Here is a 16,082-nt window from a genome sequence, read left to right as displayed (position 1 = left end):
GCCGCCGTGCGCGTCGCCGGCCAGCGGCGCGCGGCGGTTACGGCGGGGTGCCGACGTCGATCCTGCCGTCGATGCCGAACATCTCCAGCACGCCGTTCTCCACCAGCCACCAGGGATCGCCGGCCACCACCGACAGGTCGTCGGGCGGCTGCGCGCCGGGGGCCGGCTGGTAGGCGATCCAGCCGTTGCGCCCGGCGGTCTTGGCCCGGTACAGGGCGCGGTCGGCGAGGGTGACCAGCTGCTCCCAGCCCAGCAGCCGCGGGTGCCTCGGGAACAGCGGGCACTCGATCAGGCCGACGGAGGCGGTGAGGCGATGCTGCTGGCCATTGCCCAGGTCGAAGCTGTGGGCGGCGATGCGGGTGCACAGGCGCTGGCCCAGCCGCCCCAGGCTGCCGCGCGGCAGCGGGCGGAACACCAGCAGGAATTCCTCGCCGCCCCAGCGCGCCACGTAGTCGCCGCTGCGCTTGAGCTCGCCGAGCAGCTGGCCCATCTGCTCCAGTACACGGTCGCCGGCGGCGTGGCCATGGGTGTCGTTGATCGACTTGAAGTGGTCCACGTCGAGCAGCGCGAACACCACCGCTTCGCTGCCGTTGGCATAGCCCTCGTCGCGTTCGTAGAACGACAGGTCGGTGGGAATCTGCTGGGTCAGGTAGCGCCGGTTGTGCAGGCCGGTGAGCGGGTCGGTGAAGCTGATGGCCTTCAGCTGCGCGTTGGCCGCCTGCAGGTCGCGGGTGCGCTCCTGAACCAGGCGTTCCAGCTGCGCGCGCTGGCGCGCGTAGCGATGCTGCAGGCCGAGGTAGCCCAGCCAGATCAGCCCCGCCAGCCCGAACATGGCCAGCAGGCGGAAGGCGAGGGTTTCGTACAGCCGCCGCGGAATCTCCACCGCGACATGGGCGGCGTGGCGCAACGGTTCGGCCTGGCTGAAGTCGGCGACCTCGAAGGTGTAGTACCCGGGCGGCAGGCTGGCGTAGCCGGCGCTGCGCAGGGTCGGGTTGTCCAGCTCGTGCCAGTCCTTCTCGTAGCCGGCCAGCCGGTAGCGCAGCTGCGGGGCATGCATCGGCTGGAAGTCGGGCAGGCTGAACTCGAAGCGCAGGTCGCGGGCGTCGAGCGGCAGCTTGAGCGTGCCGTGTCCGGTGGCCAGGCGCCGGCCCTGGACCTGCACGTGGTCGATCCTGATGTTGCGCGGCGCGCTGTCGGTGTCGGTGCCCACGTCCACCAGCAGGGTGCCGTCGCGGGTGGGCAGCCACAACTGGCCGTCGCGCAGCACCCCGCGGCTGTTGCCGGCGCCGTTGCAGCATTTGTCCTGCTGCCCGCCGGTGCGGTCGGTGCCGGAATTGATGACGATCTGCGCCGCCAGCGGCTGCCGCGGGTTGGCCAGCGCCTGGTCCAGCGAGGCCAGCGGCAGGCGGTAGACGCCGCGCATGCCGGCGACCCACAGGTCGTTGCCGTTCTGCGCCAGGTGGAAGGCGACATTGGCCGGCAGTTCGCGTTCGCGGTCCAGCCAGTGCCAGCGATGGCCGTCATGGACGCGTAGGCTTTCGCCGTTGCTGGTGCCCAGCAGCCAGCGTCCATCGCCCAGCTCGAGGAACGCGGTGACCGGGGTGTCGTCGGACAGCCCGCCGAGCCGGCCGGTCGGCAGGATGCGGCCGTCGCGCCACTCGTACAGGCCCTTGTAGGTACCCAGCAGGATGCGCCCGTCGCGGGTCTCGTAGACCAGGCGGATGCGCGGGTCGGCCAGTCCCTCGCGCTCGCCGTAGCGGGTCAGCCGCTTGCCGTCCTCGAGCAGGAACAGCCCGTGGGTGGTGGCGAACCACAGCCGTCCGGCGCGGTCGCGGACGATGCCGTTGATCTGCGCGTCGCGCAGCGGGGCCAGTTCGGCCGGTTGCTCGAGCCGGTCGCCGCGCAGCACCGCGACCCCGGCGCGGGTGCCGATCCAGGTCTGGTCGCGCTCGGGCAGCAGGCTGTAGGCCTCCGGGTGCGGCAGCCGGTTGCCGGCGACGCGGCTGGAGAAGCGTCCCTGCTGCCAGACGGCCACGCCGTTGCTGCTGCCCACCCAGATGCTGCCGTCCGGCGCCGCGGCGACCGACCACAGCAGCGGGTCCTGCAGCCCGTCGGCCTGGCTCAGGCGCCGGGTCCAGCCGTTCCAGGCCCGGGTCACGCCCTCGACCATGCTGCCCAGCCACAGGTTGCCGTCGCGGTCCTCGAAGATCGCGCGTACCGCGATGGCGCCGGGCGTGTTGTGGATGCGTTCGGGCGGCTGGCCGGGGCGCAGCCGTTCCAGGTACTGCGGCGTGGCCACCCACAGGTTGCCGTCGCGGTCGGCCTGCATCGCTTCCACGGTCAGCACGTCGCCCGGATGCGGGTTCGCCGCCTGCCAGCTGCCGTTGCGCAGGCGGAAGAGGCCGTTGCGGGTGCCGGCCCACAGGTCGCCATCGGCGTACGCCAGCGCGGTCACCGCGGCGGTACTGGCCGCCGGCGGCAGCGGCAGGGTGCGGACCTCGCCGTCCGCGATGTGGAATACCCGGCCCTGGCCGCCGGCCCAGACCCCGTCCTCGCGCGCCAGCAGGCTCAGCGCCGGATCGGGCAGGGCCTGCACGCGCCGCAGCTTGCCTTCCCGCGGCGTGCAGATGCCTTCCGCGCAGCCGGCCAGGATGCGGCCGTCGACCTTCAGCAGCGCGCTGGCGGGGGCCGGATGGTCGGCGACGGTGGGGGCGATGGTGTGGAAGCGCTGGTCCTCCAGCAGCAGCAGCCCCTGCGCGGTGCCGATCCACAGCCGGTCGTCGTCGTCGGCCAGCAGCGCCAGGATGTTGTTGCCCAGTTCCGGGGCGTCGCGCTGGGTGTAGCGCACGAAGCGCACGCCGTCGAACCGCGCCAGTCCGGTCTGGGTGCCGAACCACAGGTAGCCGGCCGGGTCCTGGGTGATGGCCAGCACGCTGATCTGCGGCAGCCCCTGGTCCACCCCCCAGGTATCGGTGACGTAGTCGCGGAAGGGCTTGCCCGTGTCCAGGGCGGCAACGGGCTGGGAAACCGCCAGCAGGAGCAGCAGCCACAGGCGAGCCAACAGTCCGGTGCCGGTTGCCAGCGACCGGCGCGGGTGGCGGATGATGAATGGATGGTCGATCGAGATTCCCCCTGAATCCCGCACTGACGTCAGGTTACAACGAAAGCCTTAGCGGCCCGGCCCGGGCCCACTTGAATGGAGGCGGTCGCGTTCAGCATTCGATGACGTTGACCGCCAGCCCGCCGCGGCTGGTTTCCTTGTATTTGTCCTGCATGTCGCGGCCGGTGTCGCGCATGGTCTTGATGACCTTGTCCAGGCTGACCTTGTGCTTGCCGTCGCCGCGCATGGCCATGCGTGCGGCGTTGATCGCCTTGACCGCGCCCATGGCGTTGCGCTCGATGCAGGGAATCTGCACCAGCCCGCCGATCGGGTCGCAGGTCAGGCCCAGGTTGTGCTCCATGCCGATCTCGGCGGCGTTCTCGATCTGCCCCGGCTTGCCGCCGAGGGCGGCCATCAGCCCGCCGGCGGCCATCGAACAGGCCACCCCGACTTCGCCCTGGCAGCCGACTTCGGCGCCGGAAATCGAGGCGTTCTCCTTGTACAGGATGCCGATCGCCGCGGCGGTCAGCAGGAAGTCGAACACGCCCTGCTCGTTGCTGCCCGGGCAGAAGCGGTCGTAGTAGTGCAGCACCGCCGGGATGATGCCGGCCGCGCCGTTGGTGGGCGCGGTGACCACGCGGCCACCGGCGGCGTTCTCCTCGTTGACCGCCAGCGCGTACAGGTTGACCCAGTCCAGGGTGGTCAGCGGGTCGCGCATGGCCGCTTCCGGGCGCGCGGACAGTTCGCGGTGCAGCGCCGGGGCGCGGCGGCCCACGTGCAGGCCGCCCGGCAGCGTGCCTTCGGAACGGATGCCGCGCGCCACGCAGGCCTGCATGGCGTCCCAGATCTCGCGCAGGCCGGAGCGGATCTCGTCCTCGCTGCGCCAGCACTTCTCGTTCTCGAACATCAGCGCGGCGATGCTCAGGCCGCTGCGCGCGGCCTGGGCCAGCAGTTCGTCGCCGCTCTTGAACGGATACGGCAGCGGCGTCTGGTCGGGCACGATGCGGTCGTCGGCGGCATCGTCGGCATTGACCACGAAGCCGCCACCGACGGAGTAGTAGTCGCGGGTGGCGATGACCGCGTCGTTGGCGTCGAACGCGGTGAAGCGCATGCCGTTGGTGTGGTACGGCAGCTTCTGGCGCTTGTTCAGGGCCAGGTCGCGCTTCTCGTCGAAGGCGATCTCGTGCTGGCCCATCAGGTTGATGCGCCTGGACGAGCGGATGCGCGCCAGCGTGGCCGGGATCACGTCCGGGTCGATCAGGTTGGGGCGGTGGCCTTCCAGGCCGAGCAGCACGGCGGTGTCGGTGCCGTGGCCGCGGCCGGTCAGGGCCAGCGAGCCGAACACCTCGGCGCGGATGCGGGTGACGTCGGCCAGCTGGCCGGGGTCGAGCAGCCAGCGGTGGACGAAACGCTCGGCCGCGCGCATCGGGCCCACGGTATGCGACGAACTCGGGCCGATGCCGATCTTGAACAGGTCGAACGTGCTGACGGACATTGCGTTGTGCGTGCTGCCTGGAGGAGTGGCTATTCTACGGGTTCGCCGCTGACGGCCCTGCCCGCAGCGCAGCATCGGACCTGGATGGGGTGTAGGGAATGGGCTTGATTCTGTACCAGCGCGACGATTGCCACCTGTGCGACCTGGCGCTGGAGGTGCTGGCGCAGGCCCGCGCGCCGGCATTCGACAGCGTGTTCATCGACGACGACGACGCGCTCGAAATGCGCTACGGCACGCGCGTGCCGGTGCTGCGCGACAGCGCCAGCGGCGCCGAGCTGGAATGGCCGTTCGATGCCGACGGCGTGCGCCGGTGGTTGCGATGAGCGTACGCGCCTGCTCGCCACTGCTTGCCGTGCTGGGCATGGCCGCGGCCGGCGCCGGTGCGGCGGACGTGGACCTGGCCAAGGCGCTGCCGGCGGATCGTGCCGGTTTCGCGTGGCAGGGGCGCACCCTGGCGCAGGTGCTGCCGGTGGAAGGCATCGAGCGGCTGGTGCTGTTGAAGGCGGTCACCAGCGCACCGGCAGGGCTGGACATGCGCAACCTGCGGCGCATGCTGCACGACGCCGCGGCCATGCCCCTGCAGGCGCCGGCGCAGGGCGAGCGGCAGCCGCTGCAGGCCGGCGGCCCGGACACGGTGTGGGAGGCGGTGCTGCTGATGCGCGACGGCGGGGTGTTCGGCCTGGCCGTGCGTCCCGGCCAGGACGGGCAGGCGCACCGGCATCGCGCCTGTCTCACCGACGCCTCGGGCCGGCGCGGTTGCTTCGACATCCCGGGCCAGACCCCCGGCTGAACGCGGTGCCGGGGGCGCGTGCGCTTACTTGGCGCGCAGCACGACCTTGGTGCTGATGGCGGTTTCGTCGGGAATGGTCTTGGTGTCGGCCCAGTCGCCACCGCCGACGCCGAAGTCCAGGCGCTTGACCGTGGCCTTGCCGGTCAGCACCGGCTGCGCGCCGGGCGTCCAGGTGAAAGTGAGGGTGACCGGCTTGCTGACCCCGCGCAGCTGCAGCGTACCGTCGGCCGCGAACTGGTTTCCGCCCACGGCGCGGAAGCCGCTGGCGGTGTAGCGCGCCTGCGCGAACTGCGCGACGTTGAAGAAGTCCTTGCCCTGCAGCGTCGAGTCGCGGTCGCTGTTGCCGCTGCGCGCGCCGGCCAGCGGGATGGTGACGTCGAGCTTGCCGGCGGCCGGGTTGGCCGGGTCGAAGCTGAGCTGCGTCTGGAAGCCCGGGAAGGTGCCGGTGAATACCTCGCCGTCGTACTTGGTGGCGAACACCAGGATCGAACCGGGCGCCTGTTCGTAGTCCGCGGCCATGGCCGGGGCGGCGGCCAGCATGCCGGCCAGGGCGGCCGCCACGGCGGTCGGGGTGGTGAGCTTGATTTTCATGCGGATTCCTTCTGTGGGGTATCGAGCCAGCCCTGCGGCAGCATGCGCACAAGCGTGGCGTCGCGCTGCTGGAGATGGTGGTAGAGGGCGGCGCCGGCATGCGCCAGCACCACCAGGATCAGCAGCCAGAAGCCCCATTCGTGGAGCGCGTGCGAGAACTGCGCGGCGCCTTCGTCGGGCGCCACCAGCTTGGGCATTTCCAGCAGCCCGAACAGCTTGAACGGGCGCAGCCCGCTGGCCGAGTCGTACAGCCAGCCCGACAGCGGGATGGCGAACATCATCGCGTACAGCAGCCAATGGGTGGCACTGGCGATGCGCTCCTGCCAGCCCGGGGTGCCCGGGACCGGCCGCGGCGCGCCGGCATACAGGCGCCACGCCAGCCGCAACACCACCAGCGCCAGCACGGTGATGCCGATCGACTTGTGCGCGGTGTAGACCCAGAAATACTTCGGCGTCTTGGGCAGCTCGCCCATGAGCAGGCCGACGATGCCCAGGGCGAGGATCAACAGGGCGATCAGCCAGTGCAGGCTCTTGCTGACGCTGCCCCAGCGGTCAGGCGTGTTCTTCAGGCTCATGGACGGGATTCCGGTTGCGGGGAAAGTCGGGTGGCGGCCTCGGCCGCGGCGGGCGTGTCGTCGTCGGCGGCCGGCGCCGGGTCAGTGGCCTCCGGCGCCCTGGCATCGTCGTCGCGTACCGCCTCGGCTTCGATGCGCAGTTCGACGCGGTTGCCGATCACCGACTGCCAGGCGTCGATGCCGAAGTCCGAGCGCTGCACGCTGGCGGTGGCGGAAAAGCCGGCGGTGCGGCGGAACGGTGGCAGCGGATGCCGCGCGACCGCGTTGAGGTGGACGTCGAGCACGACCTCGCGGGTGACGCCGCGCAGGGTCAGCAGGCCATGCACGCGCGCGTTGCGCGCATCCACCGGCTCGATGCGGGTGGAGACGAAGCGCGCCTGCGGGTAGCGCTGGCCGTCGAGCAGGTTGCGCGCCAGCGTGGCCTGGTTCCACTTGTCGTTGCCCAGGTCGAGCCGGGCGACCGGGACCACCACCTCCAGGCGCGCGCCGGACCAGTCGTCGGGATCGAACTCCAGCACGCCCTCGCTGCCGGACACGGTGCCCAGCGCCTGCGAGAATCCGGCATGTTCGACCGCGAACAGCACCCGCGTATGCACCGGGTCCAGCCGGTAGCGGTCGGCGGCCTGCGCCGACAGCGGCAGCAGGCAGGCCAGCAGCAGGACGAGGGAACGGGGCAAGGGGCGGCTCCGGCGGGGGTTGGTGGATTCTAGGCATATGCCCGTCATGGTTTGTTGCCTGGCGGCGCAATGGATTGTTGCGCGTTTCCTGCTGCGCCGGCCTGGCCGCGTGCCCGCAGCGTGGTGCCGCGGCAACGCCTGCCGGCGCGGACCGGCCATCGTGCGGCGCGGATGGTATTTTTCCCGCTGGCAGGGAGAGCGACGGGCGACGGATGGGAACCAGGGGCGACAACCAGACCAGCGGGCCGGCACCGGCGGGCACGGCCGCAGCCGCCGTGGCTGGCGGTAGCGCCCTGTCCCGGCCCGCGGCCGCGTGCGCGGAGACCGGGCGATGAGGGCGTGGTGGCGCGGGTTGCTGTGCCTGTTGCTGGTGCTGGGGGCGGCGCAGGCCGCGGCCGAGGTGCCGATCACCCCGCAGCCGCGTCGGCTGGGCGTGGCCGATGGGCTGCCGTCGGCCAACATCAATGCGTTCGCCGAGGACCGGCGCGGCTACATGTGGCTGGCCAGCCACGACGGACTGGCGCGCTTCGACGGGCGCAACTTCCGCATCTGGCGCGCCGAGGACGGCCTGCGCGACAACCTGATCTGGAGCCTGCACGTGGACGCCGGCAACCGGCTCTGGTTCGGTACCCAGAACGCCGGCCTGGGGATGCTGTCGGCCGATCGCCGCAGCTTCCGCTTCTTCGACCGCGAGACGTACCCGCAGATCGCCAGCAATACCGTGTGGAGCATCGCCTCCACGCCCGATGGCAGCGTCTGGTTCGGCACCCCGACCGCCGGCCTCTACCGGGTGGCCGTGGACGGCACGATCCAGCGCTTCATGCCGGTCCCCGGGCAGCCCGACAGCCTGCCGTCGGCGTCCATCGCCTACCTGGCGGTCACCCCGGACGGCGTGCTGTGGGTGGGCAGCAAGGGCGGGCTGGCGCGCTGGACCGGCAGCGGCTTCGAGCGCGAGGGCGAGGCGGTGCTGCCGTCGCCACGGATCAACGGCCTGAAGGTCGACGGCGCCCAGCGGCTGTGGATCGCGACCAACGGCGGGGTGGTGGTGCGCCATCGCGACGGGCGTTTCGAGCGCATGCAGTGGCCCGGTTCGGAGTACGGCCACGTGCTCAACGTGCTGCAGTACGCGAGCGACGGCAATTACTGGCTGGACACGCTGCAGGGCCTGGGCCGCAGCCGCAACGGCGCGGAGGTCAACAACGTGCCGCTGTACAGCGCGCAGGAACGCGGGATGGTCAAGCCCAACTGGAGCACCGCCTACGAGGACCGCGACGGGGGCCTGTGGTTCGCCAGCACCAATGCCGGCCTGTGGCACCTGTCGCCGAACTGGCGGCAGTTCTCGGTGCTGGCGCGGCACCTGGACGATCCGTCCTCGCTGCGCAATCCGTATGCGCTGGCGATGGCCGCCTCCGCTTCCGGCGGCATCTGGGTGGTGGGTACCCGCGGCGCGCTGGACCGGCTCGATCCGGCCAGCGGCGCGGTCGAACACCACCTGCAACCGGTCGACGGCATCCACTGGCCGCAGTCGGTGGCCGAGGACCCGCAGGGCCGGGTCTGGATCGGCAGCCTGGACACGCTGGTGCGCTACGACCCGCGCGACGGCGCGGTGCGCCGCTGGCGGCATGACGATGCGGTGGACGCGGCGATGGTCGGCGATGGCGACATCGTGCGGATCTGCGATGGCCAGGTATGGATCTATTCGGAGGACGGCGGCATCCAGCAGCGCGATGCGCAGGGCCGCGTCATCCTGCACCTGGCGCCGGGCCAGCATGGCCTGCCGCAGGGCGCGCTGCAGGACATGCAATGCGGCCCCGGCAACCGCTTGTGGCTGTCCGGCGCCACCGGGCTGTCGGCCTGGCAGCCGCAGGCCGGCGCCTTCGCGCCGGTGCCCGGTGGACCGCAGGTACCGGCGCACGCCTTCAACGTCGGCGCCAGCGGCACTGTATGGGTGGCCCTGCTCGGGCGCCTGGAGCGCTACCGCTGGGACGGCGGGCAACTGCACTGGGAGGACGGCATCGGCGCCGACCAGGGCTTCCCCATGCTGGCGGCCGGCGGGCTGGTCATCGACGACCGCGGCATTGCCTGGGCGAGCAGCGCGCGCGGCCTGATCCGGGTCGATCCGCAGCGGCGTTCGGTGCGCCTGTATGGCGTGCACGACGGCCTGCCGGGGCAGGAGTTCCGGCGCCGCGGCCTGGTGCAGGCGCGCAGCGGCCAGATGGCCGGCGGCACCCCCGAAGGCGTGGTGCTGTTCGACCCGGCCCAGGTCGGGCCGCCGGCGCGGCGGCCGCCGTTGGTGCTCGAGCGGATCAGCGTGCACCGCGGCGACCGCATGCACGACCTCTCCGGGCAGCCGGTGCTGCGGATCAAGGACGGCGACCGCGACCTGCATGTGGTGGCGCGGTTGCTGGCGTTCGCCGACTCCACCAACAACCAGTACCGGTTCCGGCTGAGTGGCTACGACCCGGACTGGGTCAATGCCGGCGCCAGCGGCGAGCGCGTGTTCCCGCGCCTGGCGCCGGGCAGCTACACCCTGCAGATCCAGGGCGCGGTGCCCGGCGGCGGCTGGATCGCCACCCCCGACGTGCGGATCGAGGTCGCGCCGCCCTGGTGGCGCAGCGGCTGGGCGATGGCCGCCTACGCGCTGGCCGCGGCCCTGGCGCTGGGCATCGCGGTGCTGGCCTACCGCGCGCGCCTGCAGCGGCGCAGTGAATGGCAGCTGGCCGAGCAGCGGCGCGAACTGGCCGAACAGGCCTCCTCGGCCAAGACCCGCTTCCTGGCCACGTTCGGGCACGAGGTGCGCACGCCGATGACCGGCGTGCTGGGCATGACCGAACTGCTGCTCGATACCCGGCTGGACGATACCCAGCGCCGCTACGCCGGTTCGATCCAGCAGGCGGGCATCCACCTGCTGCAGCTGGTCAACGATTCGCTCGACCTGGCGCGCATCGAGGCCGGCCGCCTGGAGCTGGACAGCCAGCCGTTCGAGCTGGCGCCGCTGCTGGACGAGGTCGCCGCGCTGATCGCGCCGGTGGTGCGCAAGCGCGGGCTGCTGTTCGTGCAGGAGCCGCGCCTGCCGATGCCGGTGCGGGTGACCGGGGACGCCATGCGCCTGCGCCAGATCCTGATGAACCTGCTCGGCAATGCCGCCAAGTTCACCGGGCATGGCCAGGTCGGGCTGGGGGTGGAACTGCTGCTGGCAGGCGCGGGCATCCGCCTGCAGGTCAGCGATACCGGCCCGGGCATCACCGCCGAGCAGCAGGCGCGGCTGTTCCGCCGCTTCGAACAGGCCGAAGGGCCGCAGACCGCCTCGCGCTACGGCGGCAGCGGGCTGGGACTGGCGATCTGCCAGGAACTGGCGGCGGCCATGGGCGGCAGCATCCGCATCGACAGCCGGCTGGGCGCGGGCGCGCGCTTCATCGTCGAGCTGCCGCTGCCGTGGACGCCGCTTGCCGGCGAAGGACCCGGACCGGCGCGTGCGCCGGGGCAGGGCCCGGAAGGCAGCCTGTGCATCCTGCTGGTCGAGGACGACCCGACCGTGGCCGATGTCATCGCCGGCCTGCTGCGCGCGCGCGGCCACCAGGTGGTGCATGCGCTGCACGGGCTGGCGGCGCTGGGCGAAGTGGCGGCGTGGTCGTTCGACATCGGCCTGCTCGACCTGGACCTGCCGGCGCTCGATGGCATGGCGCTGGCGGCGCAGCTGCGCGGCCAGGGCCATCACTTCCCGCTGGTGGCGGTGACCGCGCGTGCCGACGGCGCCGCCGAACAGCAGGCGCGCGCGGCCGGCTTCGACGGGTTCCTGCGCAAGCCGGTGACCGGCGAGATGCTGGTGGCGGCCATCGCCGCGGCGTGGCGCCCGAAGGACGCACCGGCGGCGCCGGCCGCGGACTGACTACTCCACCACTTCCTCGACCGCGCGCGGGTGCGGTCGGTTTTCCGGCAACTGCCAGAACACCAGGGTCGAGCTGAGCGTGATCGCGCCGACGCAGACGAAGGTGGCGTGCAGCGCGGCGCTGGCGCCGTGGCCACCGAGATGGGTGCCGAAGGCGGACAGCAGGCTGCCGGCGGCGGCTGCGCCGAAGCCGGTGGCCAGCATCATCACCATCGACAGCAGGCTGTTGCCGCTGCTGGCCTGCACGGCATCGAGGTCGCGCAGGGTGACCGTGTTCATCACCGTGAACTGCATCGAATTGAAGGCGCCGAACAATGCCAGTTGCAGCAGTTGCAGCGGCAGCGGCTGTCGTTCGCTGACGAACATGAAGCTGGCCATCGCCAGGCCCACGCACACGGTGTTGATCATCAGGATGCGGCGGTAGCCGAAACGCTCCACCAGGGTCACCGCCATGCGCTTGGCGGCCATGCCGGCCAGCGCCACCGGGATCATCATCATGCCCGCCGCCATCGGGTTCATGCCCAGGCCCACCTGCAGCAGCAGCGGGATCAGCAGGGGCATGGCGCCGCTGCCGATGCGCGAGAACAGGTTGCCGAGGATGCCGATGCGGAAGCTGGCGATCCGGAACAGGGTCAGCGGGAACAGCGCATCGCTGCGCCCGGCCGCGTGCAGCCAGTAGCCGGCCAGTGCGGCGATGCCGACCACCGCCAGCAGCAGCACCAGCGCATGCGCCGAGCCGAAGCCGGAGGCGCCATCCAGCGCCAGCGACAGCGCGACCATGCCGAAGGCCAGCATCAGGTAGCCGGCCAGATCGAAATGATGCCGTTCCTGGCCGTAGTGGTCGGGCATGATCCGCAGCGCGGCCAACAGCCCGGCCAGCCCGATCGGCAGGTTGATCAGGAAGATCCAGTGCCACGATGCGGCCTGCACCAGCCAGCCGCCCAGCGTCGGGCCCAGCAGCGGACCGACCAGCGCCGGGATCGCGATGAAGCTCATCGCCGACAGGAACTGCTCGCGCGGCACCGAGCGCATCACCGCCAGCCGCCCCACCGGCAGCAGCATCGCGCCGCCGATGCCCTGCAGCACGCGCGCGGCCACCAGCCAATGCAGCGTCGGCGACAGCGCGCAGGCCAGCGAGCCCAGGGTGAACAGCACGATCGCCGCCAGGAACGTGCGCCGGGTGCCGACCCGGTCGGCGATCCAGCCCGAGGCCGGGATGAAGCTGGCCACCGCCAGCGCATAGCTGAACACCACCGACTGCATCTGCAGCGGGCTTTCGCCCAGGCTGCGCGCCATCGCCGGCAACGCGGTGTTGACGATGGTCGAATCCAGCATCTGCATGAAGATCGCCAGCGACACCAGCCACAGCAGTGGCTTGTGCGGATCAGCGGCGGGCAGGGGGCTGGACGGGGGCGTGGGCATCAGGCGCGCTCATGGCCGGGGCGGGGCCGCCATTGTCCGGGTCCGCGCGTGCAGGTACCGCGCACGCGCCGGTACCGGGGCGCGGCGCCGGGTGTGGATCGGGACGGCCCGGGCCGCACCCGGGCCGGAGCGCTCAGCGGCGGCTGAGCCGGTGCACGGCGTCCACCAGCACCGCCACATGCTCGGGGTTCATGTCCGGCGACATGCCGTGGCCCAGGTTGAACACGTGGCCCTCGCGCGAGCCGCCGTTGCCGGCGGCATAGCTGTCCAGCACCTTGCCGGCCTCGCGGGCGATGGCCTCCGGCGCGCCATACAGCGTGGTCGGGTCCAGGTTGCCCTGCAGCGCCACCTTGCCGGCGGTGGCGCGCGCGGCGTCCTCCAGCGAGATGGTCCAGTCCACGCCCACGCCTTCGGCGCCGGTGGCGGCCAGCTCGGCCACGTACTGGCCGGTACCCTTGCCGAACAGGATCAGCGGCGTGCGCTGCGCGCCCTGGCCGCGCTCCAGCTCATGGGCGATGCGCGCCAGGTAGGGCAGCGAGAATTCGCGGTACATCGCCGGCGACAGCACGCCGCCCCAGGTGTCGAAGACCTGCAGCGCCTGCGCGCCGGCCGCGCGCTGCGCCGCCAGGTAGGCGACGACCGCGTCGGTCACCACCCGCAGCAGCTGGTGCAGCGCCGCCGGTTCGTTCAGCGCCATCGCCTTGATCCGCGCGTAGTCCTTGCTGCCGCCGCCCTCGACCATGTAGCAGGCCAGCGTCCACGGACTGCCGGAGAAGCCGATCAGCGGCACCTTGCCGTCCAGCTCGCGACGGATCAGCCGCACCGCGTCCATCACGTAGCCCAGCTCGGTCTCCATGTCCGGCACCGCCAGCCGGGCGATGGCCGCGGTGTCGCGCACCGGGTGGTGGAACTTCGGGCCCTCGCCCTCGGCGAAGTACAGGCCCAGGCCCATCGCGTCGGGCACGGTGAGGATGTCGGAGAACAGGATGGCCGCGTCCAGGTCGAACCGCTGCAGCGGCTGCAGCGTCACCTCGCAGGCGACCTCCGGGTTCTTGGCCATCCCCAGGAAGCTGCCGGCGCGGGCGCGGGTGGCGCGGTACTCCGGCAGGTAGCGGCCGGCCTGGCGCATCAGCCAGACGGGCGTGCAGTCCACCGGCTCGCGGCGCAGGGCGCGCAGGAAGCGGTCGTTGCGAAGGGGGCTGGTCACGGAAAACTCCTTGGAACGTGGCCGTTGGGCCGGGGCGGCGCGCACGGCGCCGGGGCCGGTCAGGGGTGCGGCTCGCCGCTGGCGAACACCACCTGGAAACCGCGCTTGATCTGCGCGTCGCGTGCCTTCTCGAAGGCGTGGCGGGCTTCGTCCTGCTGCAGGAACAGCTCGCGGCGCAGCTGCGCGCGGCCGCCGGTCTGCCCGGTCTCGCGCAGCAGCTCCCAGCCGCCGAGCAGGTCCGGCAACAGCGAAAGCTGCACGTAGCGGGGGGATTCGTTGCCGCTGGGCGGCTGCTGCAGGTAGACGCGCATGGTGCTGATTGTAGCCGGCCGCGTCGGGGCCGGGTGGCATTGCCACGCCGGCGCCGGCCGCCGGCGCGGCGTCAGCCGGCGCGCAGCACCGCCAGCACCGCCGCCTCGTCCACGTCCGGCACCACTTCGGCCCGGCCGACGCCGCGCCACAGCACCAGGCGCAGGCGCCCGGCGATGTTCTTCTTGTCCAGGCGCATGTGCGCGAGCAGGGCCCCGGGGTCGAGCCCGGCCGGGATCGCCACCGGCAGGCCGTAGGCCCGCAGCAGGTCGCGCAGCCCGTCGGCGGCATCGGCGCCGGCCATGCCCAGCGCGGCCGACAGCCGCGCCGCCAGCACCATGCCCACCGCCACCGCTTCGCCGTGGTTGAGGTTGTCGTTGCCCGGCGCGCCGTAGCCCTGCGCGGTCTCGATGGCGTGGCCGAAGGTGTGGCCGAGGTTGAGCAGGGCGCGCTCACCCTTTTCCAGCGGGTCGCGCGCGACGATTTCGGCCTTGTGCTCGCAGCTGCGGGCGATGGCCTGCGCCAGCGCCGCATCGTCGCCGGCCAGCAGCGCGTCGCGTTCGGCCTGCAGCCACTGGAAGAACAGCGGATCGCGGATGCAGCCGTACTTGATGACCTCGGCCAGCCCGGCGCGCAGTTCGCGCGCGGGCAGGGTGCGCAGCGCGGCGGTGTCGGCGATCACCGCGCGCGGCGGATGGAACGCGCCGACCAGGTTCTTGCCCTGGGCGATGTCCACCGCGGTCTTGCCGCCGACCGAGGAGTCCACCATCGACAGCAGGGTGGTGGGCAGCTGCACGCAGTCCACGCCGCGCATCCAGCAGGCCGCGGCGAAGCCAGCCAGGTCGCCGACAACGCCGCCGCCCAGCGCCAGCACGCAGGCGTCGCGGGTGGCGCCGAGCGTGGCCAGCGCGTCGATCGCGCCGCCGAAGTGGTGCAGGGTCTTGGATGCTTCGCCGGCGGGAATCAGGTACTGGCCGATCGCCAGGTCCGGGCGTGCCTGCAGCAGCGCGGCGCGCACCCGCGCCAGGTACAGCGGCGCCACGGTGTCGTCGCTGACCAGCAGCACGTGGCGGCCGCGGATGGCGCCGGCCAGCAGCTCGCCCACGCCGAGCAGGCCGGGGCCGATGTGGATCAGGTACGGGCAGTCGCCGCCGACGGCGACGGTGCGGGGGGCATGGCTCATGCGCGGAGTTCCGGGTTCTGCCACTGCGCGGCCAGGCGCACGACCAGGTGTGCGGTGGCCTCGGCGGGGGAATAGGGATCGGTGTCGACGACCAGGTCGGCGACCTCGCGGTACAGCGGATCGCGCAGCGTGGCCATGGCTTCGAGCACCTGTTCGCGGTCCTCGCGCTGCAGCAGCGGGCGGGTCTTGTCGCGCTGCAGGCGCTGCAGCTGCGAGGCCACGCCCACCCGCAGCCACACCACGAAGCCACGCTGGCGGATCCGCTGGCGGTTGTCGGCATCGAGCACCGCGCCGCCGCCGGTCGAGACCAGCTGCCCGCCACGCTCCAGCAGCCGGGCCAGCACGCGCTTTTCGTGTGCGCGGAAACCGGCCTCGCCGACGTTCTCGAAGATGGCCGGGATCGATGAACCCACCTCGTCGACGATGGCCTGGTCGGCATCGACGAACTCCAGCCCGAAACGCTCGGCCAGGCGGCGGCCGATGCAGGTTTTGCCGGCGCCCATGGGGCCGACCAGGATGACGTTGGGGGCGGGATTCATTGCCGGTCGATGCTAGCACCGTGTCGGTGCGTTAACACGGTAGCAGCCAAGCTCGCGGGCACCACGAGTGGTTCGTGGTGCAACCAACGGAGGCGGACATGGCAGTGGCGAAAATCATCGAAGTCAGCGCGTCGTCGAGCGCCAGCGTCGAGGACGCGGTGCGCAGTGGCCTGAAGAAGGTGGCCGAGACGGTCAAGGGCATCCAGGGCGCATGGATCAACGAGACCAAGGTGGTCACCGATGGCGACGGCAACATCACCGAATGGCGGGTCAACCTGCGGGTGACGTTCCTGGTGCAGTAGCCC

At 71.9% G+C, this 16,082-nt stretch carries 14 protein-coding genes; 4 read left to right on the top strand and 10 right to left on the bottom strand.

Translation table 11 applies throughout. The features are described 5' to 3' along the window. Positions 1–37 precede the first annotated feature (37 nt). Both F0P95_RS15340 and F0P95_RS15335 read right to left on the bottom strand, forming a co-directional pair. Positions 38–3,061: a ligand-binding sensor domain-containing diguanylate cyclase gene (locus F0P95_RS15340; protein ID WP_182334947.1), complete on the bottom strand. Its 3,024-nt coding sequence runs from the start codon at positions 3,059–3,061 to the stop codon at positions 38–40. A 151-nt stretch (positions 3,062–3,212) separates the two neighbouring features. Further along, complete coding sequence (locus F0P95_RS15335; protein ID WP_182334946.1) at positions 3,213–4,595, bottom strand: L-serine ammonia-lyase; 1,383 nt, start codon at positions 4,593–4,595, stop codon at positions 3,213–3,215. A 98-nt stretch (positions 4,596–4,693) separates the two neighbouring features. Between F0P95_RS15335 and F0P95_RS15330 the strand changes: the two genes are divergently transcribed. After that, positions 4,694–4,918, top strand: a complete 225-nt coding sequence (locus tag F0P95_RS15330) for a glutaredoxin family protein (RefSeq protein WP_054667076.1) — start codon at positions 4,694–4,696, stop codon at positions 4,916–4,918. After that, positions 4,915–5,385, top strand: a complete 471-nt coding sequence (locus F0P95_RS15325) for a hypothetical protein (RefSeq protein ID WP_182334945.1) — start codon at positions 4,915–4,917, stop codon at positions 5,383–5,385. Before F0P95_RS15330 ends, F0P95_RS15325 begins: the two co-directional genes overlap by 4 nt. A gap of 24 nt (positions 5,386–5,409) precedes the next feature. Here F0P95_RS15325 and F0P95_RS15320 read toward each other — a convergent pair whose 3' ends face one another. Genes F0P95_RS15320 through F0P95_RS15310 form a run of 3 tightly spaced genes read right to left on the bottom strand, consistent with a single transcriptional unit; the run spans position 5,410 to position 7,276 of the window. Further along, positions 5,410–5,976 (bottom strand): YceI family protein, encoded by a 567-nt coding sequence (locus F0P95_RS15320; protein ID WP_182334944.1) that lies wholly within the window; start codon positions 5,974–5,976, stop codon positions 5,410–5,412. Further along, a complete protein-coding gene (locus F0P95_RS15315) occupies positions 5,973–6,551 on the bottom strand; it encodes a cytochrome b (RefSeq protein WP_182334943.1) in 579 nt (192 codons plus the stop codon). The genes F0P95_RS15320 and F0P95_RS15315 overlap by 4 nt, the downstream gene beginning before the upstream one ends. Further along, the gene (locus tag F0P95_RS15310; protein WP_182334942.1) at positions 6,548–7,276 is read right to left on the bottom strand and encodes a YceI family protein; all 729 of its coding nucleotides are present in this window, start codon (positions 7,274–7,276) and stop codon (positions 6,548–6,550) included. The genes F0P95_RS15315 and F0P95_RS15310 overlap by 4 nt, the downstream gene beginning before the upstream one ends. Positions 7,277–7,559: 283 nt before the next feature. Between F0P95_RS15310 and F0P95_RS15305 the strand changes: the two genes are divergently transcribed. After that, positions 7,560–11,117, top strand: a complete 3,558-nt coding sequence (locus tag F0P95_RS15305; protein WP_182334941.1) for a hybrid sensor histidine kinase/response regulator — start codon at positions 7,560–7,562, stop codon at positions 11,115–11,117. Here the strand turns inward: F0P95_RS15305 and mdtD are convergent, their stop codons facing one another. The 5 genes from mdtD to F0P95_RS15280 form a co-directional block, all read right to left on the bottom strand. Beyond that, on the bottom strand, positions 11,118–12,539 hold the full coding sequence (mdtD, locus tag F0P95_RS15300; RefSeq protein ID WP_182334940.1) for a multidrug transporter subunit MdtD: 1,422 nt from the start codon (positions 12,537–12,539) through the stop codon (positions 11,118–11,120). It lies immediately after the preceding gene. Between the two features lie 133 nt (positions 12,540–12,672). Next, complete coding sequence (gene hemE, locus F0P95_RS15295; protein WP_182334939.1) at positions 12,673–13,746, bottom strand: uroporphyrinogen decarboxylase; 1,074 nt, start codon at positions 13,744–13,746, stop codon at positions 12,673–12,675. A gap of 59 nt (positions 13,747–13,805) precedes the next feature. Then, positions 13,806–14,057, bottom strand: a complete 252-nt coding sequence (locus F0P95_RS15290) for a WGR domain-containing protein (RefSeq protein ID WP_054667062.1) — start codon at positions 14,055–14,057, stop codon at positions 13,806–13,808. Between the two features lie 71 nt (positions 14,058–14,128). After that, positions 14,129–15,238 (bottom strand): 3-dehydroquinate synthase, encoded by a 1,110-nt coding sequence (aroB, locus tag F0P95_RS15285; protein ID WP_182334938.1) that lies wholly within the window; start codon positions 15,236–15,238, stop codon positions 14,129–14,131. Then, entirely contained in the window at positions 15,235–15,777 is a 543-nt protein-coding gene (locus tag F0P95_RS15280) for a shikimate kinase (protein ID WP_182334937.1), read from the bottom strand. Before F0P95_RS15280 ends, aroB begins: the two co-directional genes overlap by 4 nt. 98 nt (positions 15,778–15,875) lie before the next feature. Between F0P95_RS15280 and F0P95_RS15275 the strand changes: the two genes are divergently transcribed. Further along, a complete protein-coding gene (locus tag F0P95_RS15275) occupies positions 15,876–16,079 on the top strand; it encodes a dodecin family protein (protein WP_054667057.1) in 204 nt (67 codons plus the stop codon). Positions 16,080–16,082 lie beyond the last annotated feature (3 nt).

It is taken from the genome of Stenotrophomonas acidaminiphila, from assembly GCF_014109845.1.
GTDB classification, from domain to species: domain Bacteria; phylum Pseudomonadota; class Gammaproteobacteria; order Xanthomonadales; family Xanthomonadaceae; genus Stenotrophomonas; species Stenotrophomonas acidaminiphila.
Note: the sequence above shows the minus strand (reverse complement) of the source record. Positions and strands in the feature narration are given on the sequence as shown.

Bases quoted from the DNA above. Each gene is read 5' to 3' on its own strand.
- F0P95_RS15320 (WP_182334944.1), bottom strand. From the start codon at position 5,976: ATGAAAATCAAGCTCACCACCCCGACCGCCGTGGCGGCCGCCCTGGCC.
- F0P95_RS15275 (WP_054667057.1), top strand. From the start codon at position 15,876: ATGGCAGTGGCGAAAATCATCGAAGTCAGCGCGTCGTCGAGCGCCAGC.
- F0P95_RS15325 (WP_182334945.1), top strand. From the start codon at position 4,915: ATGAGCGTACGCGCCTGCTCGCCACTGCTTGCCGTGCTGGGCATGGCC.
- F0P95_RS15330 (WP_054667076.1), top strand. From the start codon at position 4,694: ATGGGCTTGATTCTGTACCAGCGCGACGATTGCCACCTGTGCGACCTG.
- F0P95_RS15310 (WP_182334942.1), bottom strand. From the start codon at position 7,276: ATGACGGGCATATGCCTAGAATCCACCAACCCCCGCCGGAGCCGCCCC.
- F0P95_RS15305 (WP_182334941.1), top strand. From the start codon at position 7,560: ATGAGGGCGTGGTGGCGCGGGTTGCTGTGCCTGTTGCTGGTGCTGGGG.
- F0P95_RS15280 (WP_182334937.1), bottom strand. From the start codon at position 15,777: ATGAATCCCGCCCCCAACGTCATCCTGGTCGGCCCCATGGGCGCCGGC.
- F0P95_RS15315 (WP_182334943.1), bottom strand. From the start codon at position 6,551: ATGAGCCTGAAGAACACGCCTGACCGCTGGGGCAGCGTCAGCAAGAGC.
- aroB (WP_182334938.1), bottom strand. From the start codon at position 15,238: ATGAGCCATGCCCCCCGCACCGTCGCCGTCGGCGGCGACTGCCCGTAC.
- mdtD (WP_182334940.1), bottom strand. From the start codon at position 12,539: ATGCCCACGCCCCCGTCCAGCCCCCTGCCCGCCGCTGATCCGCACAAG.
- F0P95_RS15290 (WP_054667062.1), bottom strand. From the start codon at position 14,057: ATGCGCGTCTACCTGCAGCAGCCGCCCAGCGGCAACGAATCCCCCCGC.
- F0P95_RS15335 (WP_182334946.1), bottom strand. From the start codon at position 4,595: ATGTCCGTCAGCACGTTCGACCTGTTCAAGATCGGCATCGGCCCGAGT.